The organism is Candidatus Poriferisodalis sp., assembly GCF_965208925.1.
Taxonomy (GTDB): domain Bacteria; phylum Actinomycetota; class Acidimicrobiia; order Acidimicrobiales; family Poriferisodalaceae; genus Poriferisodalis.
In genome coordinates this window covers 810,589-835,864 of record NZ_OZ242364.1, presented here as the reverse complement: position 1 = coordinate 835,864, position 25,276 = coordinate 810,589, and the positions used below count along the sequence as shown (strand labels likewise).

22 protein-coding genes and 1 tRNA gene are annotated in these 25,276 nt (G+C 69.2%); 18 read left to right on the top strand and 5 right to left on the bottom strand.

Annotation, left to right across the window (positions count from 1 at the left end; all coding sequences use genetic code 11):
* Positions 1-8: 8 nt before the first annotated feature.
* Positions 9-950, bottom strand: a complete 942-nt coding sequence (locus ACOGI5_RS03565) for a glycine betaine ABC transporter substrate-binding protein (protein WP_419863098.1) — start codon at positions 948-950, stop codon at positions 9-11.
* Positions 951-1,159: 209 nt separating this feature from the next.
* Between ACOGI5_RS03565 and betC the strand changes: the two genes are divergently transcribed.
* From betC to ACOGI5_RS03530, 7 genes are all read left to right on the top strand, one after another.
* Positions 1,160-2,668, top strand: a complete 1,509-nt coding sequence (gene betC / locus ACOGI5_RS03560) for a choline-sulfatase (protein WP_419863097.1) — start codon at positions 1,160-1,162, stop codon at positions 2,666-2,668.
* A 205-nt stretch (positions 2,669-2,873) separates the two neighbouring features.
* A complete protein-coding gene (locus ACOGI5_RS03555) occupies positions 2,874-4,247 on the top strand; it encodes an ammonium transporter (RefSeq protein ID WP_419863096.1) in 1,374 nt (457 codons plus the stop codon).
* Positions 4,248-4,347: 100 nt separating this feature from the next.
* Positions 4,348-5,244, top strand: a complete 897-nt coding sequence (locus tag ACOGI5_RS03550; protein WP_419863095.1) for a DUF368 domain-containing protein — start codon at positions 4,348-4,350, stop codon at positions 5,242-5,244.
* A gap of 110 nt (positions 5,245-5,354) precedes the next feature.
* Positions 5,355-8,156, top strand: a complete 2,802-nt coding sequence (gene topA / locus ACOGI5_RS03545; protein ID WP_419863094.1) for a type I DNA topoisomerase — start codon at positions 5,355-5,357, stop codon at positions 8,154-8,156.
* Positions 8,157-8,190: 34 nt separating this feature from the next.
* A complete protein-coding gene (locus ACOGI5_RS03540) occupies positions 8,191-9,693 on the top strand; it encodes an MFS transporter (RefSeq protein WP_419863093.1) in 1,503 nt (500 codons plus the stop codon).
* A complete protein-coding gene (gene tmk, locus ACOGI5_RS03535) occupies positions 9,690-10,436 on the top strand; it encodes a dTMP kinase (protein WP_419863092.1) in 747 nt (248 codons plus the stop codon). Before ACOGI5_RS03540 ends, tmk begins: the two co-directional genes overlap by 4 nt.
* Positions 10,437-10,445: 9 nt before the next feature.
* Positions 10,446-11,771: a hypothetical protein gene (locus ACOGI5_RS03530; RefSeq protein WP_419863091.1), complete on the top strand. Its 1,326-nt coding sequence runs from the start codon at positions 10,446-10,448 to the stop codon at positions 11,769-11,771.
* A 45-nt stretch (positions 11,772-11,816) separates the two neighbouring features.
* On the opposite strand, the gene ACOGI5_RS03525 is transcribed toward ACOGI5_RS03530, so the two are convergent.
* Positions 11,817-11,888 (bottom strand) — tRNA-Thr (locus tag ACOGI5_RS03525).
* 79 nt (positions 11,889-11,967) lie between these two features.
* On the opposite strand from ACOGI5_RS03525, the gene ACOGI5_RS03520 reads away from it, so the two are divergent.
* The 7 genes from ACOGI5_RS03520 to folK all read left to right on the top strand — a co-directional run bounded on the left by ACOGI5_RS03520 (position 11,968) and on the right by folK (position 16,541).
* Positions 11,968-12,102: a hypothetical protein gene (locus ACOGI5_RS03520; protein WP_419863090.1), complete on the top strand. Its 135-nt coding sequence runs from the start codon at positions 11,968-11,970 to the stop codon at positions 12,100-12,102.
* A 7-nt stretch (positions 12,103-12,109) separates the two neighbouring features.
* Positions 12,110-13,252, top strand: coding sequence for a zinc-dependent metalloprotease (locus tag ACOGI5_RS03515; protein WP_419863089.1), 1,143 nt, complete (start codon positions 12,110-12,112; stop codon positions 13,250-13,252).
* Positions 13,236-14,282: a tRNA lysidine(34) synthetase TilS gene (tilS, locus tag ACOGI5_RS03510; protein WP_419863088.1), complete on the top strand. Its 1,047-nt coding sequence runs from the start codon at positions 13,236-13,238 to the stop codon at positions 14,280-14,282. Before ACOGI5_RS03515 ends, tilS begins: the two co-directional genes overlap by 17 nt.
* A 57-nt stretch (positions 14,283-14,339) precedes the next feature.
* Entirely contained in the window at positions 14,340-14,954 is a 615-nt protein-coding gene (gene hpt, locus ACOGI5_RS03505) for a hypoxanthine phosphoribosyltransferase (protein ID WP_419863087.1), read from the top strand.
* A 164-nt stretch (positions 14,955-15,118) separates the two neighbouring features.
* Complete coding sequence (locus ACOGI5_RS03500; RefSeq protein WP_419863086.1) at positions 15,119-15,637, top strand: hypothetical protein; 519 nt, start codon at positions 15,119-15,121, stop codon at positions 15,635-15,637.
* Between the two features lie 8 nt (positions 15,638-15,645).
* A complete protein-coding gene (gene folB, locus ACOGI5_RS03495) occupies positions 15,646-16,014 on the top strand; it encodes a dihydroneopterin aldolase (RefSeq protein ID WP_419863085.1) in 369 nt (122 codons plus the stop codon).
* Positions 16,011-16,541, top strand: coding sequence for a 2-amino-4-hydroxy-6-hydroxymethyldihydropteridine diphosphokinase (gene folK / locus ACOGI5_RS03490; protein WP_419863084.1), 531 nt, complete (start codon positions 16,011-16,013; stop codon positions 16,539-16,541). The genes folB and folK overlap by 4 nt, the downstream gene beginning before the upstream one ends.
* Here folK and ACOGI5_RS03485 read toward each other — a convergent pair.
* Entirely contained in the window at positions 16,532-17,239 is a 708-nt protein-coding gene (locus ACOGI5_RS03485; protein ID WP_419863083.1) for a PaaI family thioesterase, read from the bottom strand. The two genes, folK and ACOGI5_RS03485, sit on opposite strands and share 10 nt — an antisense overlap.
* Before the next feature lie 40 nt (positions 17,240-17,279).
* Between ACOGI5_RS03485 and ACOGI5_RS03480 the strand changes: the two genes are divergently transcribed.
* Both ACOGI5_RS03480 and ACOGI5_RS03475 read left to right on the top strand, forming a co-directional pair.
* Positions 17,280-18,434, top strand: a complete 1,155-nt coding sequence (locus ACOGI5_RS03480) for an acyl-CoA dehydrogenase family protein (RefSeq protein WP_419863082.1) — start codon at positions 17,280-17,282, stop codon at positions 18,432-18,434.
* A 9-nt stretch (positions 18,435-18,443) separates the two neighbouring features.
* Positions 18,444-19,763 (top strand): 3-hydroxyacyl-CoA dehydrogenase family protein, encoded by a 1,320-nt coding sequence (locus ACOGI5_RS03475; RefSeq protein ID WP_419863081.1) that lies wholly within the window; start codon positions 18,444-18,446, stop codon positions 19,761-19,763.
* 11 nt (positions 19,764-19,774) lie between these two features.
* Here ACOGI5_RS03475 and folP read toward each other — a convergent pair whose 3' ends face one another.
* Entirely contained in the window at positions 19,775-20,665 is an 891-nt protein-coding gene (gene folP / locus ACOGI5_RS03470; protein WP_419863080.1) for a dihydropteroate synthase, read from the bottom strand.
* Between the two features lie 2 nt (positions 20,666-20,667).
* The gene (locus tag ACOGI5_RS03465) at positions 20,668-21,699 is read right to left on the bottom strand and encodes a polyprenyl synthetase family protein (protein ID WP_419863079.1); all 1,032 of its coding nucleotides are present in this window, start codon (positions 21,697-21,699) and stop codon (positions 20,668-20,670) included.
* A 177-nt stretch (positions 21,700-21,876) separates the two neighbouring features.
* Here ACOGI5_RS03465 and ACOGI5_RS03460 point away from each other — a divergent pair, with 177 nt between their 5' ends.
* On the top strand, positions 21,877-24,378 hold the full coding sequence (locus ACOGI5_RS03460; protein WP_419863078.1) for an ATP-dependent Clp protease ATP-binding subunit: 2,502 nt from the start codon (positions 21,877-21,879) through the stop codon (positions 24,376-24,378).
* A 68-nt stretch (positions 24,379-24,446) separates the two neighbouring features.
* On the top strand, positions 24,447-25,259 hold the full coding sequence (locus ACOGI5_RS03455; protein WP_419863077.1) for a hypothetical protein: 813 nt from the start codon (positions 24,447-24,449) through the stop codon (positions 25,257-25,259).
* Positions 25,260-25,276 lie beyond the last annotated feature (17 nt).

Genomic DNA, 25,276 nt, shown 5'->3' with positions numbered 1-25,276 from the left:
CTGGCGGGCTACTGGAGCCAGGCGCTCCAGGTTGCCTCGTTGTCTGCGATCCACTGGGCGGCGGCATCGTCAATCGACATGCCCTCGCCCTCCACGGCGGCCAGCATGGAGATCTGGTCCGCGCTGTCGTAGTTCATGGCTCGCAGGAAGGCGTCCGCTGCGGGGGCGTTCTCGGCGAGGCTCGCATCGATGATCTTGAACAGGACGTCGGCGGGATAGTCGCAGTCGACACCGCCGGCGTCTGCGGTGGCGTAGCAGTCATCGCTGTAGTCCGGCAGCAGCACGTTGGTGAGGTCGTAGCTGTTGAACGCCGAGTGGGGCGTCCACAGGTACACCAGGATCGGGTCCTCCCGGCTGTAGGCCGCGTCGACCGCTGCCAGGATCGCAGCCTCGGACCCGGCGTACACCACCTGCATCGGCAGGCCCAGGTTGTTGATGATGTCCTCGTCGTACTGGACGAAGCTCGGATCACCGCCCAGGAACTGCCCCAGGTCGCCGGTCTCGGCTGTGGCGTACAGGCCGGCCAGCGCCGGGTCGGCGAAGCCCTCCCATGTGGCCAGCTCCGGATGGCGCTCGATCATGTAGGTCGGCGTGAACCAGCCGATCTTGCCGACCGGGCCGAGCAGGCCGGCGTTGTCCACGTTGGCGTCGGCGTTGTCGATGAAGTCGATCACGTTCTGCGCGTGGCCCGACGGCCACACCTCGAGCGACGCACTGATCTCGCCCGTGTTGATGGCTGCCCACTGGGCGTTCTCATCGATGTCGACGATCTCGACGTCGTAGCCGAGCTCGCTCTCGAGCAGCTGCGCGGCGACGGCCACATTCAAGGCCGAGCCGTTCCACGGATTCGCCGCCAGGGTGATCGTGGTCTGCGACCCGAGGCCGCCATCGTCGCCGCCGTCATCGTCGCCGCCCGTGCAGGCAGCGGCAACCAGAGCGAGCGCTGCCACGATCGCTAGGAGCAGCTTCGGTCTGCTCAGCCTTGGGTGTCGGCGAGCTCGCTCGCCGGATGTGCGTTCTTCGGACATGGGCACCCCCCGGTTTGTGTCCCCCGCCAAAACAGGCCATTTAGACGGTTTTGGAAACCATAGCACGCCCGCGATGCCCCGATACCGCGCACTGGCGCGCGTTGGAGGCCGGCAGGCGTACTGTGCGATTGATGACGGCGCCCAACATCGTGCTGGTGATGGCGGACCAGCTTGCGCCGCATTTCACCGGCGCCTACGGCCACCCGCTGGTGCAGACGCCGTCGCTGGATTCGCTCGCCGAGCGGGGCGTCCGGTTCGATGCGGCCTACTGCCCGTCGCCGCTGTGCGCACCGTCGCGCTACTCGATGATGACGGGCCGAGCGGCGTCGCGGATCGGCGCCTGGGACAACGCGGCGGAGTGGAGCGCTGCGGCGCCCACCATGGCGCACTGGCTGAACCTGGCGGGCTACCGGACCGTGCTCGCGGGCAAGATGCACTTCGTCGGCCCCGACCAGCTGCACGGCTTCAGCCGGCGCCTCACCACCGACATCTACCCCGCCAACTTCGCATGGACGCCCGACTGGGATGCGGCCGGCGAGCGGATCGACAAGTGGTATCACAACATGGACAGCCTCTCGGGGGCCGGCCAGGCACTCGCCACCTACCAGATCGACTACGACGACGAGGTCGGGTTCGCTGCCCGCCGGTGCGTGTACGACCTGGCTCGCGAACCCGACGACCGGCCGTTCTTCCTGGCGGTGGCGTTCATCCACCCCCACGACCCCTATGTGGCACGGCCCGAGTGGTGGAACCTCTACGACCACGATCAGATCGACCTGCCGGGCCCGGTGCCTGGCGAGCTCGATCCGCACACCGTGCGCATCCGGGCCGGCATCGAGGCCGACACCGTGGGCTGGACCGAGGAGCAGTGCCGCACCGCCCGCCACGCCTACTACGCCAACACGAGCTATTTCGACTGGTGGCTGGGCGAGCTGCTGGGCGCTCTGGACGAGACCGGACACTCCGATGACACGGTGGTGATCGCCACCAGCGACCACGGCGACATGCTGGGCGACCGGGGCACCTGGTTCAAGATGTCGTTCTTCGAGCGTTCGGCCCGCGTCCCGCTGGTGATGGCCGGGCCCGACATCGCTCCGGGCAGGGTGCCCAACGTGTGCTCCCTGCTGGATCTGGCGCCCACGCTGATGGAGCTGGCGCTCGGCGACATGGAGGGCGGTCCGGCTGTCGAGACGGGTGCACCGCTCGACGGCCGCAGCCTGTGGCCGGCCGCTACCGGAGGCCGCGATCCGGTCGACGAGACCATCGGCGAGTACATGGGCGAGCTGACCTCACATCCGATGTTCATGATCCGCCGCGGCCGCTACAAGTACATCCACTGCGACACCGACCCGCCGCTGCTCTATGACCTCTCTGCCGACCCGGCCGAGCACCGGAACCTGGCAGGGTCGCCCGAGCTGGCGGAACTGTCGGCTGCCTTCGCCGCTGAGGTTGCGCAGCGCTGGGACGCTGCAGCCATCCGCGAGCAGGTGGTGGCCTCCCAGCGAGCGCGGCGAGTGGTGCACGCCGCCGCTGGCGAGGGCTGGGACTACCTGCCGCCCAGAGACCCGGCCAACGAGTACATCCGGGATCACATGGACTGGGCCGAAGCGGGCCCCAGGCTCCGCTACCCCGCCGACTGAGGCGCAAGCGCCCCAGCTCGCCCGAGCCCGAGCCGCCCGTGAGCGGAGCGAACAGGAGCGGGAAACCCGGTCGAAACATCTCCGCAACAGCGCCGACCCGCGCTGTGCATCCAGCGGTCACAGCGAGGTGACCCTCGCGCAACACGCCATTCCTAGGTTCCCCACATCAGCCAGCAATCGCCAGCCGAGTCCTAGGAGATTGGCCATGAAACGCAAGCTGTTCGTCATCATCGCGGGCGCCCTGGGCGGCCTGTTCCTGTTCGCCGGACCAGCCGGCGCGCAGGACGATTCGCTGTCCGCCGAGATGGTGCAGGCGGTCATGGACAACCTGTGGGTGTTCATCGCCGGCGTGCTCGTCTTCCTGATGCAGGCCGGCTTCGCCATGCTCGAGTCGGGCCTGACCCGCTCGAAGAACGTGGCCAACATCATGGCCAAGAACCTCGCCGACGCATCGATCGGCATCCTGGCGTTCTTCCTGGTGGGCTACGGGCTGGCCTACGGGGGCGACGGCAACAGCGCATTCGGCTGGGGCTCGTTCGCCCTGTCGGGCGTCGACCTCTTCGACATCTCCGAGGGCCTGTCGGGTTCCACTGACTTCTTCTTCCAGGCCGTATTCGCCGCCACGGCGGTCACCATCGCCTCGGGCGCCATGGCGGAGCGCACCAAGTTCAGCACCTATCTGATCTTCAGCCTCGTGACCACGGCCATCATCTACCCGATCGTGGTCCACTGGACCTGGGGCGGCGGCCTCATCGCCAACATCTCGATCGGCGACGCCGTCTACAGCGACTTCGCCGGCTCCACCATCGTTCACAGCGTGGGCGGCTGGATCGCCCTCGTCGGTGCCCGGATGCTCGGCCCACGCATCGGCAAGTACGCAGCCGACGGGACCTCACGCAACATCCCGGGCCACAACGTGACGCTCGCCATCCTCGGCGTGTTCATCCTGTGGTTCGGCTGGTTCGGCTTCAACCCGGGCTCGGAGCTCGCAGCCGACGAGTTCGTGATGTTCGTGGCGCTGAACACGGTGCTGGCCGCATGCGCCGGCACGATCGGTGCAACGGCGCTGAACTGGCTGCGCACCGGTCGGCCAGACGTGCCGATGGCAGGCAACGGGGCGCTGGCAGGCCTGGTCGGCATCACCGCCGGCTGCGGCACCATGACGCCCTGGGGAGCCATCATCACCGGGTTCATCGCCGGGCTCATCGTGGTGGTCGTGGTCGGGTTCGTGGACCGCAAGCTGAAGATCGACGATCCGGTCGGCGCCTTCGCCGTCCACGGCGCGGCCGGCATGTGGGGCACGCTCGCCATCGGCCTGTTCGCCCGCTATGACGATGCGTTCCTGGGCCGCGAGAACGCCGGCCTGTTCTACGGCGGCGGCATCGAGCAATTGATCGTGCAGTTCCTGATGGTGGTGATCGTGGCCGTGTGGGTCATCGTGACCTCAATGATCCTGTTCGGGGTGCTGAAGGCCACCATCGGGCTGCGAGTGTCGGCGGAGGAGGAAATGGTGGGCCTCGACGTTTCCGAACACGGGGGCCCAGGCATGGCGCTGGACGACGTGGTTTCGAGCGGCTGACACTCGGCCATGGGCTGAGTCGCCTCGCGGCACCTTCTCTGCTGTCAGCGGAAGTCCCCGGGTTATCGCCCGGGGACTCTCCGCGTCTAGGTTCGGATCGATGTCCTGGCGGGTGCTCACGAACCTGGCGCGGGGGCTGGCTATGGGAGCTGCGGACGTCGTGCCGGGCGTTTCTGGTGGCACGGTGGCGCTGCTGCTGGGGATCTATGACCGGCTGGTCGGGCAGATCGCTCACTTGAGCGCTGCTGCCGCCCAAGTGCTGCGGGGTCGGCTGCGTAGCGCGCTTGCGATGGCGCTGCGTGCCGAGTGGGCCTTTCTCGTCGCTCTGGTCGCTGGAATCGGCATTGCGATCATTGCGCTTGTCGAGGCGGTGCGGTGGTTAATCGATGAGCAGCCGGTGGGCCTGTCGGCGGCCTTTTTTGGCCTGGTCGCTATGACGGTGGTGACCACGAGGTCACAGGTGAGCCGGTGGCGGCCGGGCCTTGCGGTCATCGTCGTGGTGGTGGCGGTGGTGGTGTTTGTGGTGCTGGGGGTGCGGGCTGGGAGTGTTGGCGATCCTGCTGCTGTGGTGGTTGTCGGCGCGGGGGCGCTTGCTATCTGCGCCATGATCCTGCCTGGTATCTCCGGGGCGTTTGTGCTGCTGCTCATGGGGTTGTACGACCCGATCACCGAGGCGGTGTCGGACCGTGATGTCGGCACGGTGGTGCTGTTCGGGATGGGCGCGGTGCTGGGTCTCGGGCTGTTCTCGCGGCTGCTGCAGCGTTTGCTGGAGCGGTGGCGGGATGCAGTGATTGCCGTGCTGATGGGGCTGATGGCGGGGTCGCTGCGGGTGCTGTGGCCGTGGCCGGTGGGCGATGCCGACGCCGAGGGCTTCGGCAATGCTGCGCTCGGCGCGCCGCCTGCATCCGACCTGGCGGTGGCGATCGTGGCAGCTGTTGTCGCGGCCGCGGTTGCGGCTGGACTGCATCGGTTGGGCAGCCGGCAGGCATCCGCGTAACCGCGCTCCGCTGCTGTTAACTGAAACAGTTGCGCTACCGTCCGGCGCTGTCCGCGCCGGCGCTGTACCGATCAGCGTCGCTGAGCGGGCGCTGCTCACCCCGGATCTCCATGGCCACTTCTCTCGTCATCGTCGAGTCGCCCGCGAAGGCGCGCACGATCTCGCGCCTGCTGGGCGACGAGTACGTGGTGGAGTCGTCGGTGGGCCACATCCGCGACCTGCCGCGCAATGCCTCCGAGGTGCCCGCCGCCTACAAGTCGGAGTCGTGGGCGACGCTGGGCGTGAACCCCGACGACGGCTTCAAACCGCTGTACGTGGTGACGGCCCGCGACCAGGTGCGGCGCCTGAAGTCGCTGCTGCGCACCGCCGATCAGCTCTACCTCGCAACCGATGAGGACCGCGAGGGCGAGGCCATCGCCTGGCACCTGCTCGAGGTGCTGAACCCGCAGATACCGGTGCGTCGCATGGTCTTCCACGAGATCACCGCCGCGGCGATCCGCGATGCCATCGACAACCCCCGCGATCTCGACCGGCGGCTAGTGGATGCACAGGAAGCAAGACGGATCTTCGACCGGCTCTACGGCTATGAGGTCTCGCCGGTGCTGTGGCGCAAGGTCGCGCCCCGGCTCTCCGCAGGGCGGGTCCAGAGCGTGGCCAACCGGCTCATCGTCGAGCGCGAGCGGGAACGGATGGCGTTCCGGGCAGCGGAGTACTGGAGCATCACCGCCACGCTCGAAGCCCAGCCCGGTGCAGCAGCGGGCGCGGCGTCGGGCCGACCCGCCGGCGAACAGTTCGACGCATCGCTGGTGTCGTTGAACGAGCGCCGCATCGCCACCGGTCGTGACTTCGATCAGCAAGGCGAGCTGCGCGCAGACACTGTTTCCGTTCTTGACGCCGGCGCTGCGGCGTCGCTCGCCGATGCCTTGGCCGGAGCGCAGTTCGCCGTGACCTCGCGCGAATCCAAGCCCTACCGTCGACGGCCGCCGGCGCCGTTCATCACCTCGACGCTGCAGCAGGCAGCCGGTGCCCGGCTGGGCTTCTCCGCCTCGCGCACGATGGCCGCCGCCCAGCGGCTGTACGAGAACGGCCGCATCACCTACATGCGCACCGACAGCACCACGCTGTCAGGGCAGGCGCTCGGCGCGGCCCGCCGGATCGTCGCCGGCCGCTACGGGGAAGACAACCTGCCGCCGGAGCCCCGCATCTACACCCGCAAGGTCAAGAATGCCCAAGAGGCGCACGAGGCGATCCGCCCGGCCGGCGAGAGCTGGCCCGCGCCGGGCAGCGTCAGCGATCTCGGCGGCGACGCCGCCCGCCTGTACGACCTCGTGTGGCAGCGCACCGTGGCCAGCCAGATGATCGACGCAACCGGCGAGACGGTCACGATCCGGCTGGCCTGCACGGCAGCATGCGACCTGCCGGCGTCGCTGTCGCAAGGCTCGCCGGCAGCCGGCCGCCACGATGTCGAGCTGTCCGCCGCTGGCACCGTGGTGCGCAGCCCCGGATTCCGGCTCGTCTACGCACCGCCGCCGGCCGGTGCCGACGAGGAGCCAGAGCGCATCCTGCCCGACCTGGACGCGGGCGATGCAGCTACCGCACTGTCGCTGGAACCGGCCGAGCACAGCACGAGCCCGCCCGCCCGGTTCACCGAGGCGTCGCTGGTGCGGCGGCTCGAGGAGCTGGGCGTCGGCCGGCCCAGCACCTACGCCAGCATCATCGAGACCATCCAGGCGCGCGGGTACGTGTGGAAGAAGGGCTCGTCGCTGGTGCCGGCGTTCACCGCGTTCGCCACCGTGGGCCTGATGGAGCGGCACTTCGATCACCTGGTCGACTATGCGCTCACGGCTCGCATGGAAGAGGACCTCGACGAGATCGCGAGCGGCGAGCGCGACGCCCAGCCGTGGCTGACTGCGTTCTATTTCGGCGATGACGGCGCTGCCACGCCGGAGGCGGCCGGCGGTCTGCGCTACCTCGTCTCCGATGACCGGCTGGCAGACATCGACCCAGCCGAGATCAACAGCATCCCTATCGGCACCGATGACGACGGCGAGCCGGTGGTTGCCCGGGTCGGGCGCTTCGGACCGTACTTGCGGCGCGGCGACGCCACCCGGCCGCTGCCCGACGACCTCGCGCCCGACGAGCTCACCATCGAACGCGCACTCGAGCTGCTCGCCGCACCCACCGAACGGGTGCTGGGCACCGACCCGGCAAGCGGCCTCGACATCATCGTGCGGCCCGGGCGCTTCGGGCCGTACGTGTCGGTGGGAAGGCCCGACGAGACCGACGACCGGCCCCGCACTGCCTCGCTGCTGTCCGGTCAGACGCCCGAGACCGTGACGCTGGAAGACGCGCTGCAGCTGCTGACGCTGCCGCGCACCGTCGGCGTCGATCCGGCGGATGGTGCCGAGATCACAGTGCAGAACGGCCGCTTCGGCCCCTATCTCACCAAGGCGCCTGTGGGCGATGCGAAGGCAGAGAACCGCAGCCTCGACTCGGAGGAGCAGCTCTTCACGCTCACGCTGGACGAGGCGTTGGCGCTGCTCGCCCAGCCGCGCCGCCGCCGGGGCCAGCAGGCGGCGAATGCGGGCCGCGAGATCGGCCAGGACCCCGACAGCGGCAAGCCGATGGTGCTGAAGGACGGCCGCTTCGGACCGTACGTGACCGACGGCGAGTACAACGCCTCGCTGCGCCAGGGCGACGATGCCGAGACGCTGACCGTGGAGCGTGCAGCCGAGCTGCTGGCGATGCGGCGTGCCAAGGGCCCGGCCAAGAAGCGTGCGGCCCGGCGCAAGCAGCCCGCCAAGAAGAAGTCGGCCAAGAAGAAGGCAGGAGCGCGCAAGGGTGCCGCCAAGAAGGCTCCTGCGCGCAAGCGGGCTGCGAAGAAATCACCCGCCAAGAAGAAACCGGGGTAGCAGGGAGCGCCCGGCTTCTAGTCTGCTGAGTGCCATGGATTCGGACCGCTCGATGCAGTCGTTCGGGGACTCGGAGGCGCCTGACGCCGACGCCGAAGTCGTTGACGACGCCGGTGCCGAGAACGTTGACGACGCCGGGGCGCCGCAGCCGGGACTGTTCGCAGCGCCGGGCTTCCTGCGCCTGTGGGCAGCGCAAGTGGTGAGCTCGTTCGGCGACTGGATCGGGCTGCTGGCCACCATCGAGGTGGCGCGTCGCATCGGCGGCGATCAGCCAGGCTCCGCCATCGCACTGGTGGTGACCGCGCGGGTGCTGCCGGGCTTCTTCCTGGCATCAGCCGGCGGCATCATCGTGGACCGCTTCAACCGCAAACGGCTGCTGGTGATCTGCGACATCGTGCGGGCCAGCGTGCTGCTGACCATCCCGTTCATCGACCGGGTGTGGCTGCTGGTGCTGGCCTCGCTGGCCCTGGAGCTGGCCACCTCGCTGTGGAGCCCGGCCAAGGAGGCGATCGTCCCCAACATCGTGCCGGCCCAGCACCTCACCGCAGCCAACTCGCTGGGTCTCGTCGCTGCGTACGGCACGTTCCCGCTGGGCGCCGGCGCCTTTGCCCTCATGGCCAAGCTGGGCGAGCTGATCGGCTGGACCGACATCGGCCAGGTGGAGATGTCGCTGGTCCTCGACTCGGCCACCTTCCTCATTGCCGCCGCGATCATCGCGACGCTGCCGCTGTCCCCGCACATCACCGCAGCGCATCGCAAACGCGACACCGGCCGCCGCATCGACTGGCGCCAGGGCTTCCGCGAGCTGCGCGAAGGCTGGGACTTCATCGCCCTCAACCCGCAGGTGCGTGCCGTGCTGGTGGGCCTGGGCACCGGCATGATCGGCGGCGGCATGCTGGTGCCGCTGGGCGCAGTGTTCAACGACGAGGTATTGGGTGCCGGCAGCGCCGGCTTCAGCTCGATCCTGGTGGCGATGGGCCTGGGCGTCGGCGGTGGGGTGGCGCTCGTGACGCTGCTGCAGAGCGCCGCGAACTACCTCGGCCGTCAATCTGCGCTTGCCGCGGAGGGGCGCGCCCGCCTCTTTGTGTTCTCTGTTTTCTTGGCGGGTGTTTCGTTGCTGTTTGCCGCCTCGGTGTCCATCACGCTGCTGGTGCTGGGCGGGGTGCTGCTGCTGGGGCTGGCGGCCGGTTCGGTGTACGTCACCGGGCTGACGCTGCTGCACGAGAACGTGGAGGAGGTGCTGCGCGGGCGGGTCTTTGCGGCCATGTACACGCTGGTGCGCTTCTGCCTGCTGATCTCCATGGCGGCCGGGGGCTTCCTGTCCGATGGCTTCCAGTGGCTCTTCGAGGTCGCGTTCGACAACGAGATCAGGATCGGCGACTCGGTGCTCGCGCTGCCCGGCGTGCGGGGCGCGCTGTGGCTGGGCGCACTGCTGATCCTGATGGCAGGCGTGCTGGCCGCCCTGTCGCTGCGCAGCCGGCGGGGCGAGGGTCGCAGGGCACCGCAGGCTGTCGGCGATGCCGGGGACGGCTCATGACCGCCCGCGGCCGCTACATCGCGCTGGAAGGCTTTGACGGCAGCGGCAAGTCCACGCAGGCCGAGATGCTGGCGTCGAACCTCGATGCCGTCCTCACCCGCGAGCCGGGCGGAACGCCGCTCGGCGAGGCGCTGCGGGAGGTGCTGCTGCATGCCGAGCCCAGCGAAGCACCCTCGGCGCGCACCGAGGCGCTGCTGTTCTGCGCCGACCGGGCGCAGCACATCGCCACGGTCGTCGTGCCGGCACTGGAGGCGGGCCGCGACGTGGTCACCGACCGGTCCTACGGCTCCACGCTGGCCTATCAGGGCTACGGGCGGGGACTGCCGCTGGACGAGCTCCGGGCATTGATCGACTACGCCTGCCGCAGGCCCGCCGGCGCCTCCGGCGACCTGCCAGACGTGATCCTGCCCGACGTGGTGGTGCTGCTCGACGTGCCGCTCGCGGATTCGGACCGTCGTGTGCACCGACTGGATCGGGTCGGCGGCGAGCAGATGTCGCTGCTCGAATCTGCGCCAGAGGCCGAACAAGGCGCCGATCAGCCCAGCGATCAGCCGTCCGATGGGGGTCCGGACCGGCTCGAGGGCGAGGAACTGGAGTTCGCGCTGCGTGTGTGGCGCAGCTATCGCGAGCTGTGCGAAGCGGAACCTGACCGCTGGGTTCGTGTGGATGCCGCCGGCAGTATCGACGAGGTGGCGGCGCGCGTGATCGAGGCTGTCTCGACGCATCCCGCGATGGCGAGCTAGGCCGTCGCCATGGCCGCGACATCTGGCGACGACGGCGACGGCAGCGCAGCCGGCAGCGCCGAACCGGCAGAACTGTCGTTGTTCGACCTCGGCGATGCACCGGCGCCGCCGCGGGCCGATGAAGCACCAGGATCGCCGCCCCCGGCCGACGGCGCGCCGGTGCAGTCTGACCAGCCGGAGCCCGCGCTTGGATCGACGCCGGCAGCAACCGAGAAGCCGCTGCCGGCCGAGGCCCCGCCACCCTCGCCGCTGCCGGCTGACGCTCCGTCAGCGCTTGACCAGCAGCCTGTCGATGAGGCGCCGGTCGGCAACCTGCTGGACGGCATTGTCGGCCAGCCGGCAGCCGTCGACCGCCTGCAGGCTGCGCTCGCCTCGCCGTTGCCGGCTTACCTGTTCGTCGGCCCCGCCGGCGCTGGCCTGCGCGGCGCAGCGTGCCGGTTCGCCGGGGAACTGCTGGCGGGCCGCAGTGCGACTCCCGAACGCGAGCGCCGCCTCGCACTCGCCGAGCAGCATCCCGATCTGCTCGTGTTCGACCGCGTCGGTGCGGCCATGACGGCCGAGCAGGCCCGCGAAGCAGTGCGCGCCGCCGCGGCTGCGCCCGTCGCCGGCGACCAGAAAGTCATCGTGCTCTGCGACGTCGACCGTGCCGCGCTGAGCGCGCCGATCCTGCTCAAGTCCGTCGAGGAACCGCCGCGGTCGTCCGTCTTCGTGCTGCTCGCGGAGGAAGTCAACCGGTCGATGGAGACGCTCGCCTCCCGCTGCGCACGCGTCGACTTCGAGGCGCTGGGCGACACCGATCTGCAAGCGCTGCTGGTCGCCGAAGGCATCGAGCACGGCCGGGCCAGCTTCGCTGCAGCTGCGGCCGGCGGCTCGATCGATCGGGCCCGCCTGCTCGCTTCCGACGACGACGCTGCGGTGCGCATCGAGACGTGGCGCCGCCTGCGGAGCTCGCTGAACGGCACGGCGTCCGCGGCGATGGCGGCAGTGGATGCAGCGCTGGAGGCGACCGAGCAGGCAGCGGCGCCGCTCGAAGCCCGCCACGAGGCCGAGCGAGCAGCAGCCGACGAGCAGGCCGAGCTGTACGGGACCAACGTCGGCCGCAGCTCACTCGACGAACGACACCGCCGCGAACTGCGCCGGGTGCGCACCGACGAGCTCACGATGGGGCTGGAGGTGCTGGCCTCGCAGATCCGGGAGGAAGCCAGCGACGGCCGCCTGCGGGCCGAGGCGGCCGCCGGGCAGCTGGACGCCATCGGCGACGCCGCCGAGGCGCTGCGCTTCAACGCCAACCAGCGTCTGGCCCTGAGCTGCCTGTTCATCCGCCTCGGCCACTGACACCGCTCAAGCCTCGGCCTCGAGCGGGCTGGGGGGCGGCCGGCGAGCCCGAGGTGGGGATTGAACCCACGACCTGCTCTTTACGAGAGAGCCGCTCTGCCACTGAGCTACTCGGGCAATCGGCGGATCACGGTACCAGCGAGGGCTCGCGGCTCACGAGGGGGTTCTCGCAGACCTGACCACTAATATCTGCGCCATGGAGCTTCTCGGTGCGCAGGTCTGGCACTACTGGTTGGCGGTCCCGCTCACCGTGGTGACGGTGGCGACCGTCGCCAAGCTGGTCGCGGGCTACGTCCAGAAGGTGGTTGCGCCGCGGTACCCCAAGCGCTGAAGGCGAGATGAGCGATCCCGCCGACGAGCACGTCGACTGGGATCTGGCGCGCCGCATCGCAGTACGGGTCGCGGGCACCGAGCCGCTGTACCAGTCCTATCTCGCTGAGCCGCTGCGACAGGACTTCGCCCGATTCGTGCCGGTTGCGGCCGAGCTGGTGGCCATCGAGACCGGGCTGGAAGCGCCCGGCGAGGCGCACGCAGAGGTCATCGACAGGACCGGCTGGATCGACGCCAACATCGCAGCATTCCGGCGCCTGCTGCAGCCGCTGCTGGGCGCGCCGGCCGGTGCCGATGGCACCGCCGAGGCTGAGTCGGCGACGTCTGCGCGGGTGACGCGCACACTGGGCGCGGCCGAGCTGGGCTCGGTGCTGGGCTGGATGGCACGCAGGGTGCTCGGCCAGTACGACCTGCTCTGGGCCTCAGACGACGAAGCTGCAACAACCGGCGGCCCAGACGGCACGGGCGCCGCCCCAGCGGGCACGGCGGGAGACACCGTCTACTTCGTCGGCCCGAACATCCTGGTCACCGAGAAGCGCTACGCATTCGTGCCGGCGCAATTCCGCCTGTGGCTGGCGCTCCACGAGCTGACGCACCGCTCGCAGTTCACCGGCGTGCCGTGGCTGCGGCCGCACTTTCTGCAGCTGGTGAACGGATTGGTCGACGAGGCCCAGCCCGATCCCGAGCGCATGCGCGAGGGCCTTCGCAACCTGATGGCCCTGCGCCGCAACCACTCAGGTCAAGACAGTCCAGACCTGCTGGGCGAGGGAGGGCTGGCGGCAGTGTTCGCCACCGACCATCAGCGCGATCTGATCGCCCAGGTGGGCGGCATGATGAGCCTGGTGGAAGGGCACGGCGACGTCACGATGGCGCGGGCCGCCCGCGGGCACATTCCCGATGCCGACCGGTTTGCCGTGGTGATGCACCATCGGCGCCGCAATGTGCGCGGCATGGCGCGGCTGATCCAGCGCCTGCTGGGCATCGAAGCCAAGCTGGCGCAGTACCAGGCCGGTGAAGACTTCATTGCCCAGATCGAGGCCGAGCGCGGCCCCCGGGCGGTCGACAGGATCTGGGAACGCGTCGAGCACCTGCCGTCCATGGCGGAGATCCGCGACCCTCAAGCCTGGCTGGAGCGTGTCCCAGCGGCCTGATCGAGCCGCCGCACCTCGCTCGCAGCGAGTGACGGCCGCCGGCTCCCCTGCCGCGCCGTCCAGCGCCGCGGGCGATGCATCAGGGGGCTCAGACGAACTCGCATGCCTGGTGGACCGCTGCACGTTCGCCGACGTCACCAGCCCCGCGCTGGTGTGCGCAGTGTCGGGCGGCGCCGATTCGGCTGCGCTGCTGGTGCTCGCCTGCATGTTTGCCCAGCACAGCGGCAGCAGCGTCACCGCCGTCCATGTCGATCACGGACTGCGGGACGCCGGACCGGCAGAAGCGGCGCGTGTCGAGGCGCTGTGCGACCGGCTCGGGGCGGGGTTCAGCGTGACGCACGTGGACGTCGAGCCGGGGGCGAATCTGCAGGCGCGGGCTCGGGAGGCCCGCCACGCCGCGCTCGGTCCCGACGCACTGCTCGGCCATACCGCCGACGACCAGGCAGAGACAGTGCTGCTGCAGCTGTTGCGCGGCGGCGCGCTCGATGCACTCGCGGCCATGAGAGCCGACCGGCGGCCGCTGCTGGGGCTGCGGCGCAGCGAGACCGAGCGGGTCTGCGAGCTCGTCGACTACGAGCCGGTGCGGGATCCATCCAATGCCGACCCTCGCTTCTGGCGCAGCCGTGTCCGTCACGAGGTGATCCCGCTGCTCTGCGACATCGCCGGGCGCGACGTGGTGCCGCTGCTGGCCCGTGGATCCGGGCTGGCGGCTGCCGATGCTGATCTGCTCGATGCGCTGGCAGCCGACATCGATCCCGCCAGTGCCTCCGAGCTGCGGGACGCGCCCGTGGCCCTGGCTCGGCGAGCCGTCCGGGCATGGCTGCGCACCGATCATCCGCCCGACGCCGGCGCAGTCGAGCGTGTGCTCGAGGTGGCCAGGCACACCCACCGCGCCACCGAGATCGGCGGCGGGCGGCGTGTCAGCCGCTCGGCCGATCGCCTGGAGGCTGAGCCGCCAGGCGAAGCCGTGGCCCGAGCGGCCCGTGAGCCCGCATCCAATGAGAATCGGGAACAAGAGCGGGAAGCGTGAGCCTGAGCCCATGACGTTTCCGCCACCCGAAACGCATAACCGCTAGGTTCGGCGCACGTGGCAGGGGTATCGGCGTCAGGCGCTTCGGCTTCGGAGGAATCGGCCAGCGACCTCGACTCGATGCTGGCCGGCGATCCCAACGTCGGCGATGTCCTCGTCTCCGGCCCCGAGATCGCCGAGCGGGTCGCCGAGCTGGGCGCGCAGATCACCGCCGACTACGCGGGCCGCCAGCCGCTGCTGGTGGCGGTGCTCAAGGGGGCGGTGATGTTCGCCTCCGACCTCAGCCGCGCGATCGACCTGCCGGTCGAGATGGACTTCATGGCCGTGTCGTCGTACGGAAGCAGCACCCGCTCCAGCGGCGTCGTGCGCATTCTCAAGGACCTCGACATCGACATCGCCGGGCGTGACGTGATCCTGGTGGAAGACATCGTCGAGAGCGGTCTCACGCTGTCCTACCTGCGTCGCAGCCTGCTGGCCCGCGGCCCTGCCAGCCTGGCGGTCTGCTCGCTGCTGACCCGCGAGCACAACGGCAGCCTGAACGGCCTCGTCGACTACATCGGGTTCCGCTTGCCGCCCGTCTGGGTGATCGGCTACGGGCTCGACTTGGCGCAGAAATATCGCAATCTGGCGGAGATTCGGGCGTACGACTCCTCGGCCGGCGACGGCAGCTAGCGCTTGCTCGACAGCGCCGTGCACCGCCGGATCGGCACCGGTACATTCGGCGGCAGACGCGCACGGAGGCATGGCGAGCGTGTGTGACGCTCTGGGACACTGCGAGCGTCGCTGACGCTCCGGGACACTGCGAGCGTCGCTGACGCTCCGAGGGACGGCGAGCAATGAGAGGGAAGTGGGCGGAGGGCATTCAGCCCCGCAACTTCAACTGGGTCGTCGCCGACCGCCTGGCGGTGTGCGAGCGTCCCGGCGGATATGGCGCCAGCCACCGGCGCGTCCGCCGTCAGGAGGAGATCATCTGGCTGCGTCGACACGAGTTCGACATCGTCGTGTCGCTGATCTCTGCGCCGCACAACCTGCACAACTACGACGAGCTGGACATGCCCTACCTGCACCGGCCGTGGCCCGCCTTCGACGACTTGGGCGAGTACCTGCAGTCGGTCCATGACGACCTGGAGCGGCTGGCCGGCGAGCGCAAGCGCGTCATCCTGCACAAGGAGCGCGTCGGCGAGGACGTGTGCGGTTTCGTGGCGTCGTATCTGCTGCTGTCGGGCAAGGTGCCCACCGGTCCTCAGGCCACGGCCATCACCGAGCGGATCTTCGGTCAGCGAGTCGGCCCTGAGGGGCGGCGAGTGGTCGATGTGGCGCTGAGCCTCCTGCCCGGCCACGGCATCACGAGCTGAGCCCCGCCATGACAGCGCCCGACCGCATTGAGCTGCGCGATCTGCGGGTGACGTGCGTGATCGGGGCGCTGGCGTACGAGCGCACCGCGCCGCAGCCGCTCAGCATCGACGTCGATCTCCACGCCGACCTGAGCCAGGCGGGCGCCACCGACGACTTGAGCCTCACCGTCGACTACGGCGCAGTATGCGACCGCATCGTGGCGCTCTGCAGCGACGCGCAGCCGCAGCTGCTTGAACGGCTGGCCGAGCTGATCGCCACCGAGCTGTGCGGCATCGACGCCGTGACCGCCGCCACGGTCGCTGTCACCAAGCTCCGCCCGCCCGTTGCGGCCGACCTCGGCACCAGCGGCGTGCGCATCACTCGCCGCTCGGCGTGAGCGCAATCGGCGCGTCGTCTCGCACACGGGCGTTCGTGGGGCTGGGCGCGAACATCGGCAATCCCGCCGCACAATTGGCAACTGCCCTCGACTCGCTGGATGCCGCCGGCGTGCTGGTCGCCGTCTCGGGCGTGTACCGCAGCGCGCCGATCGGCCCCGAGCAGCCAGAGTTCCTGAACCTCGTGGCCGAGTTGGCCGTGTCCGATGGTCCGTACGAGCTGCTGGCCCGCTGCCAGGCCCTCGAAGCCGCGGCGCAGCGGGTGCGCAGTGAGCGCTGGGGACCGCGCACGCTGGACGTGGACGTGCTGCTGTTCGGCGACGCGGAGATGCGCGACCCCGAGCTGCAGATCCCGCACCCTCGCCTGCGCGAGCGCCGATTCGTGCTCGACCCGCTGGCCGAGCTGGCACCCGAACTGGTCACCCTCGGCGAGCTGGCCGCGGTCGCCGACCAGGACTGCGAGCGCATCGGCAGCGCTGAACTGCTGAGCCGCCTGGCCGCCGTCTCGATGGCGGCAGATCAGGACTGAGTCTCGGGGATCGGCGGCGCGTCCTTGCGCAGGATGAACAGCCCCTCGGCCTTGACGCAGAGTCCTTCGGGGCCGTGCACCTCGGCATGCTGGACGATCTTGCGGCCCGATGTGGATTCGACCCACGCTCGCAGCAGCAGCGGCTCGCCGATCGGTGTCGCTGCGTGATAGTGGACGGTGAGCCGGCCGGTATAGGCCTGGCGGCCCCGCATGCGGTTCAGCGCACCCATCAGCTCGTCGATGATGAGCGCCACCACGCCGCCGTGTGTGCGCTCGGGCGGCCCGGCGAACATGGCGTCCACCACGGCCTCGCCGGTGACGGCCTCGTCGGACTCCTTGAAGTACCGCACGTCCACCGAGGCCGGATGCAGCGTGCCGCCGCCAATCGAGAACGGGTCGAACTCGATCTCGTCGCCGGACTCGAGCGGCAGCGGGAAGTACTGCCCCTCATAGATCTCGCGGAGATAGGGCCGCGAGAGCATGTCGTCGAGCTTCACCCGCAGCGTGCCCTGCTCGAGCCGATCGGCAGTGGCTTCCACCGTTGCTGTGATCTCGTCGAGCACCTCGTCGTCGACCCGCCGATTCGCCAGTGCCCGGTTCAGCCGTCGCATCGCGGCAGCGGCACGTTCGACCGCGCTCCAGTCGTGCCCAGGCCCGATGGCGGTGCCCGGTCTGCTCGACGAGTCCTGCTGAGTCACGGCCCGTGACGCTAGCTGCGCAGCCACATACGCTCCCCGTATGCGGCGCACCATCTTTGACGAAGAGCACGAGATGTTCCGCGAGACGGCCAAAGCCTTCGTGGAGCGCGAGATCGTCCCCAACCACGAGAAGTGGGAAGCCGACGGCAAGATCGACAAGGCCATGTTCCGTAAGGCGGGAGACGTGGGCTTGCTGGCGACCGCCGTCGACGAGCGATACGGCGGCGGCGGGGTTGCCGACTTCCGCTACAACGCCATCGTCAACGAGGAAGTCCACGCGTCGGGCGCGGCCAGCTCGGGGCAGTGCATGACGCTGCACAACGACATCTGCCTGCCGTACTTCATCAACCTCTGCACTGACGAGCAGGCCGAGCGCTGGATGCCGGGCCTCGCCAGCGGCGAGCTGATGAGCGCCATCGCCATGACCGAGCCGGCGACCGGTTCCGACCTGGCCTCGATCACCACCACGGCGGTGCGCTCGGGCGACGGCTACGTGGTGAACGGCGCCAAGACATTCATCACCAACGGCATCAACTCCGACCTGGTGATCGTGGCCGCCAAGACCGACCCGACCGAGAAGCACCGGGGAATGTCGCTGATCGTGCTCGAGGAGGGCATGGAGGGCTTCGAGCGGGGCCGCAACCTGGACAAGCTGGGATTGAAGTCGCAGGACACGGCCGAGCTGTTCTTCGACGACGTGTTCGTGCCCGAAGAGAACCTGCTCGGCGGCGAGGGCAACGGGTTCCTGCACCTCGTGCGGAACCTGCCTCAGGAACGCCTGTCGATCGCTGTGGGCGGCGTGGCGCACGCGCAGGCTGCCTTTGACTGGACGGTCGACTACGTCGGCGAGCGCACGGCCTTCGGGCAGACCATCGCCTCATTCCAGAACACCCGCTTCGAACTGGCCGAGATGAAGACCGAGCTGGACATCGCCTGGGTGTTCGTGGACCGCCAGATCGAGGCGCTCAACGCCGGCGAGCTGACCGCGACCGATGCTGCCGAGGCCAAGTGGTGGGTGACCGAGATGCAGCTGCGGCTGATCACCCGCTGCCTGCAGCTGTTCGGCGGCTACGGCTACATGAGCGAATTCCCGATCTCCAAGGCCTACGCGGACGCCCGGATCCAGACCATTTACGGCGGCACCACCGAGATCATGAAAGAGATCATCGGCCGCGAAGTCGCCGGCACCCGGTAGGCAGGGGCGATGAGCGAAATCAATACGGCCGAGCCTGCGAGGCGCATCGACTCAGTAGCAGTCATCGGCGCAGGCACCATGGGTGCCGGCATCGCCGCGGCATCCGCAGCTGCGGGGTGCCGGGTGCTCGTGCTCGACGCTGATCCCGCCGCGGCGCAGCGTGCGCTGGACGGCGTCGACGCGGACGCCCAGGGACTCGTCAGCATCGGCACGGTCGATGACCGGCTCGACGACATCGCCGGCTACGACTGGGTGTGCGAGGCAGTCATCGAAGACCTCGCCACCAAGCGCGAGCTGTTCGAGCGACTCGAAGCGGCGCGCAGCGACGGCTCGGTCATCTCGTCGAACACCTCGGGCATTCCGCTGCGCCAGATCTCCGAGGGCATGAGCGAGCGGTTCCGCCGCGACGTGGCGATCACCCACTTCTTCAACCCGGTGCGGGTGATGAAGCTGTTCGAGCTGGTGCCCGGCGAAGACACCGAGCCGGAGGTGATCGACGCGTTCGCACGTTTCGGCGCCGAGCGGCTCGGCAAAGGCGTCGTCCACGCCAAGGACACGGTCAACTTCATCGGCAACCGCATCGGCTGCTTCTTCATGCTGAGGGGCTTGCACGTGGCCAAGCCCTTCCTGGCAGACGGCATGACCCAGGAGACCATCGACGCCGTGCTGGGCGCGCCGATCGGACTGCCCCCGACCGGCTTGTACGGGCTCATCGATCTCATCGGCCTCGATGTGATGGAGCTGGTGGGCGCCAACCTGGCCCAGAACCTGCCGCCGGGCGACCGCGGGCTCGACTTCACTGCCTTTCCCGAGGCGGAACAAGCGATGGCCGACCGCGGCCAGCTCGGGCGAAAGACCGGCGGCGGATTCAGCCGGCGAACCAAGCTGGATGACGGATCGCGCAAGGCCGAGACCTTCGATCTCGTCACCGGAGAATGGCGCGTTGCGGTGCCACCCGATCTCGAAGGCGTGCCCGCTGACCTCGGCGCAGTGCTGTTTGCCGACTCGGTCCAGGGCGAGCTCGCCCGGCACGTCTTCGGCGGCACGCTGACCTACGCGGCCGATCTGGTGCCCGAGATCGCCGACGACATCGCCAACGTCGACAACGCCATCCGCTGGGGCTTCAACTGGGTGCACGGCCCCTTCGAGATGCTCGACCATCTCGGTCCCGATCTGGTGATCGAGTTCCTGCGCAGCGTCGATGAGCCGCTGCCGGCCATGCTGGCCACGCTCGAGGCGTCGGATCAGTCGACGTTCTACGGCGAAGCCGCCGACGGCACCCGCACCCAGCTCATGCCCGACGGCACAGTCGCACCAGTCGACCGCTGATCCGCCAGCGCCTAGCGGGCGGGGCGGACGATGGCGTCGGTCATCCGGATCGCCTGAGCCATCTGGGCGGTGTCGTGCACACGCACGATGTCGATCCCTGCGCAGATGGCGGCAGTGATCGTGGCGGCGGTGCCGAACAGGCGGTCGTCGATCTCGGCGTTGGTGACCGCACCGATGGTGGACTTGCGTGACGTGCCGATGAGCATGGGCAGCTCGAGCGCCCAGAGCTCGGGCAGGCGGCGCATCATCTCGAGGTTCTGCGAGACACCGAATCCGAAGCCGAACCCGGGATCGACCACGATGCGATCGCTGCTCACGCCGGCCTCGGCGCAGATCTGGAGGCTGGCCTTGAGCCCAGCGGTCACGTCGGCGATCAGGTCGGTGTGCGGCCGGCCGCGCTGGTTGTGCATGAGCACGGCCGCGGCACCGCGCTCGGCCACGAGCGGTGCCATTCGGGGATCGAGTCGAAAGCCGGTGATGTCGTTCACGACCGTGGCGCCGGCATCGAAGGCGGGACCGGCAACCTCGGCCCAGGTCGTGTCCACCGAGATCGGCACATCAGCACCGGTGCGGTCCAGCTCGGCGCGAACGGCCTCGATCACCCGGACCGCACGCTTGCGTTCCACCTCGACGGGCGTGGGTTCTGCGCCCGGACGGCTGGAGGCGCCGCCGATGTCGATGATGTCGACCCCGCCGTCAGTGAGTTCGTGTGTCAGCGCCAGCGCCTCGTCGAGTCGATCGGCCACGCCGTCGCCGGAGAACGAGTCGTCGGTGGCGTTGATGATGCCCATCACGAACGTGCGGGATCCCCACTGCCAGCACGGTCCACGGCCGGGATCCCACCAGCCATGCCGGTAGCGGCGCCGGATCGGCCAGCCCGGCGGCATCTGCGCCCCGGCCACGCTCAATCAGCGCCCGCGGCTGCGCCAGCCCCAGCGGACACGGGCAGCGCGCTGAGCAGGTTCGACGCTGCGGCACGGAGCCCGACCACCCCCGGTGTGGTCTGCAGTGGCGTCAGCGCATCGAGGGCTGCAGTCACGTAGCGCTGCGCGGTCTGCACCGAGCTGGCGATCTCGCGGCCGTCCACCACGATCGCCCGGGCCCGATCCCGCCGGTCGTCGTCGAGCGGCTCGCCGAGCAGCTCGCTCAGGCGCTCACCGTCCGGTTGCCCGTCCGCCAGCATCCGGATCACCGGCAGCGTGTACACGCCCTCGCGCAAGTCGTTGCCCGAGGGCTTGCCGAGCTCCTCGTCGGAGGCAACCAGGTCGAGCACGTCATCGACGATCTGGAATGCCATGCCGTAGGCGAGCCCGAAGCTGGTGAGGCGGTCCAGGGTCTCGCCGTCGACGCCGGCCACCAGCCCGCCGATACGGCACGACGTCGCGTACAGCTCGGCGGTCTTGCCCTGGATGGCCAGGAAATACTGGTCCTCGGTGCGGCTCCGGTCATAGATCAGCTGGAGCTCGCGCACCTGGCCCTCGCACAGCCGACCGATCGTGGCGGCCAGCAGCGCGGCCACTTCGGTGCCCAGCGACGCCGCCAGCTCCGACGCTTTGGCCAGCAGGAAGTCGCCGGCCAGGATCGCCTTCAGGTTGCCCCAGCGGTGATTCACCGCCTCGATGCCGCGGCGGGTCTCTGCGTCGTCCATGACGTCGTCGTGGTACAGCGATCCCAGGTGCACCAGTTCCACCGCAACGCCGCCGCACACCATCTCTTCGGTGACCGCATCGGCCGCAGCGCCGTCGGGATCGATCGCGAGCGCTGACGCGATGACGAACGCGGGCCGCAGCCGCTTGCCGCCCGCAGGGATCAGGTGCGAGGTCACCTCGGTGAGGAACTCGTCGCCGGTGACCGCCGCAGCGCGCAAGGCGGCCTCCACACGGGCCAAGTCAGCCTCGGCAGCGGGCCGGGTCTGCAACGGGGAAAGGGGCGCCACGGCGCCACCGTAAACGACAGCGGCGCTGTTGCCGCACTCGTGGCGCGCGGCCCTCGGCGGGCGCGAGCAGCCCCAGAATCATGAGGGAGCGATGCGGCAGGGCATCGTTACACTGCGCTCAGGAGACCTTCGGCGCTCTGTGCAGGACGGGGTGCAAGGCTCAGACCAGGAGGCCCAGTGTTCGAACGCTTCACCGATCGGGCTCGCCGAGTGGTGGTGTTGGCGCAAGAGGAAGCGCGCCTGCTGAATCACAACTACATCGGCACCGAGCACATCCTGCTGGGGCTGATCCACGAGGGCGAGGGCGTGGCCGCCCAGGCGCTCGAGTCGCTGGGCATCTCGCTCGAGGCCGTGCGCAGCCAGGTGGAAGAGATCATCGGGCAGGGCAGCTCGTCGCCCAGCGGGCACATTCCCTTCACGCCGCGCGCAAAGAAGGTGCTCGAGCTGTCGCTGCGCGAGGCACTGCAGCTCGGCCACAACTACATCGGCACCGAACACGTGCTGCTGGGCTTGATCCGTGAGGGCGAGGGCGTCGCCGCGCAGGTGCTGGTCAAGCTCGGCGCCGACCTGTCGAAAGTCCGCCAAGAGGTCATCCAGCAGCTCTCGGGTTACAGCGGCTCGAGCGGCGGCCGCGAGACCGTCGGCGCCTCATCCGGCCAAGGCAGCGAGCAGGGCGGCCAGAGCGGCTCGCTGGTCCTCGACCAGTTCGGGCGCAACCTGACCGCCGATGCCCGGGCCAAGAAGCTCGACCCGGTCATCGGCCGGCTGCGCGAGACCGAACGCGTCATGCAGGTGCTGTCGCGCCGCACCAAGAACAACCCGGTGCTCGTCGGCGAGCCCGGTGTGGGCAAGACCGCCATCGTGGAGGGCCTCGCCCAGAAGATCGTCAACAACGACGTCCCCGAGCTGCTGCGCGACAAGCAGCTCTACACGCTCGACCTCGGTGCGCTGGTGGCCGGCTCCCGCTACCGGGGCGACTTCGAGGAGCGCCTGAAGAAGGTCCTCAAGGAGATCCGCACCCGCGGCGACATCATCCTGTTCATCGACGAGCTGCACACCCTCGTCGGCGCCGGCGCTGCCGAAGGCGCCATCGACGCCGCGTCGATCCTCAAGCCCATGCTGGCGCGCGGCGAGCTGCAGACCATCGGCGCCACCACGCTCGAGGAGTACCGCAAGTACCTCGAGAAGGACGCCGCGCTCGAGCGCCGCTTCCAGCCGATCACCGTCGATGAGCCCACGCTCAGCCACACCATCGAGATCCTCAAGGGGCTGCGCGACCGCTACGAGCAGCACCACCGGGTCACCATCACCGACCAGGCGCTCGTGGCCGCGGCCAACCTGGCCGATCGCTACATCGCCGACCGTCACCTGCCCGACAAAGCCATCGACCTCATCGACGAAGCCGGGTCACGCCTGCGCATCAAGCGCATGTCGACCCCGCCCGACTTCAAGGAGATCGAGACCAAGCTGGCCGATGTCACCGAGCGCAAGAAGCAGGCGGTCGAGTCGCAAGACTTCGAGACCGCCGGGGCGCTGCGCGACGAGGAGAAGGAACTGCTCGAGCAGCGCACCGAGGTGATGGCCCAGGCTCGCTCCGAAGGCCACGACCTGTTCGACGAGGTCGACGAAGAGGGCATCGCCGAGGTGCTGTCCATCTGGACCGGCATCCCGGTGTACAAGCTCACCGAGGAGGAGACCCAGAAGCTCCTCAAGATGGAAGACGAGCTGCACAAGCGGGTCATCGGCCAGCACGACTCCATCAAGGCCGTCAGCCAGGCCATCCGCCGCACCCGCGCCGGCCTGAAAGACCCCAAGCGGCCAGGCGGATCGTTCATCTTCCTGGGCCCGTCAGGTGTCGGCAAGACCGAGCTGGCCAAGACGCTGGCCGAGTTCCTGTTCGGCGACGAGGGCGCGCTGATCAGCCTCGACATGTCCGAGTACATGGACAAGTTCACGGTGAGCCGGCTCGTGGGCGCCCCGCCCGGGTACGTCGGCTACGACGAGGGCGGCCAGCTCACCGAAGCAGTGCGCCGCAAGCCGTTCTCGGTGGTGCTGTTCGACGAGATCGAGAAGGCCCACCCGGACGTGTTCAACACGCTGCTGCAGATCCTGGAAGAGGGCCGGCTGACCGATGCGCAGGGGCGCTCGGTCGACTTCCGCAACGCCGTGCTCATCATGACGTCGAACCTGGGCACCGCAGACCTGCGCAAGGCGCGTGTCGGCTTCGCGACCGCCGATGAAGACGCCAGCTACGACCGGATGAAGGAGAAGGTCAACGATGCGCTCAAGGCGCACTTCCGGCCGGAGTTCCTGAACCGCATCGACGACACCATCGTCTTCCATGAGCTGAGCATCGAAGAAGTGGTGCAGATCGTCGACCTGATGATCAAGCGCACCTCTGACCAGCTTCGGGCGCAGGGCCTCGGGCTGGAGCTCACCGATGCCGCCAAGGAATGGCTGGCCCGCACCGGCTACGACCCGCAGCTCGGCGCCCGGCCGCTGCGCCGTGCGCTGCAGCATCACGTGGAGGACTCCCTCAGCGAGCGGATCCTCTACAAGGAGTTCCACGCCGGCGAGATCATCGTGGTCGACGTCGAAGACGACGAGATCGTGTTCCGTGCCATCGAGGGCTTCGACCCCGGGCCGATCGAGCTCGAAGAGGCCGCAGCCGCCGAGTAAGCGTGTTCCGGCGAACACCTGCGTGCGGTTCGCCGGGGTCTAGGGCTTGCCAGAACCCGCGTCGTCGCATGCTCGGCGCCGCGCTCGTGCTTCTCGGCGTGCTGGTGCTGGCGGCGGGCTGCCGGGCTGACATCGTCGTCGACATCGACATCGCGCATGACGGCGCCGGCAAGGTCACCGTCGAGGTCACCTTCGATGAAGAGGTGATGCGGTGGGTGCCCGATCTGGGCGAGATCATCGTGACCGACGATCTGGTCGGCTGGGACATCCGGCAGTTCGGCGAGCAGACGCCCGCGGGCGAGCGCCTCCGGGTGGCGGCATCCAAGCGTTTCTCGTCGCCCGCCGAGCTGGCAGCGGTGCTCGCTGAGATCGACCGGCCGGCGGACGGCTCAGCGGGTTTGTTCCGATCAGCGACGTTTGCGGGTTCGCGTGACGGGGCACACGTGATCTACGACCTGACGGTGACCGTCGGCTTGGACCGTCCGGCGGCCGGGCTGGTGAATCCGGCCACCGCTGATGCCTTGGAAGGCGAGCTGTTCGGGCTGCCGATCCCCGAGATCGAGGCGCGGGCGGGGGCGCCGCTCGACGAGCTGGTGACGCTGGTGGTGCGTGCGACCGTGCCTCAAGGGGCTGGGAGCTTGCCTGCCGAGGGCGTGATGACGCTGAACGAGGGGGGAGTTCGGGAGCTGCGCGTCTCCGGCGAGCTGTTGGACACTGAGCTTGCTGCGGCTGAGGCGGAGGCCGAGCGGTTGGCCGAGCGGGCTTCCCGGGGGGTTCGGATCGCGGTGATCTGGTGGATTGTTCTTGGCTTCATCGTTGTTGTTGTGACTGTTGTTGCGCTGCGTGGTCGGCGCCGTCGGCGGGGGCTCACCTTCCGCTAGCTGCCGGGAACACAGCG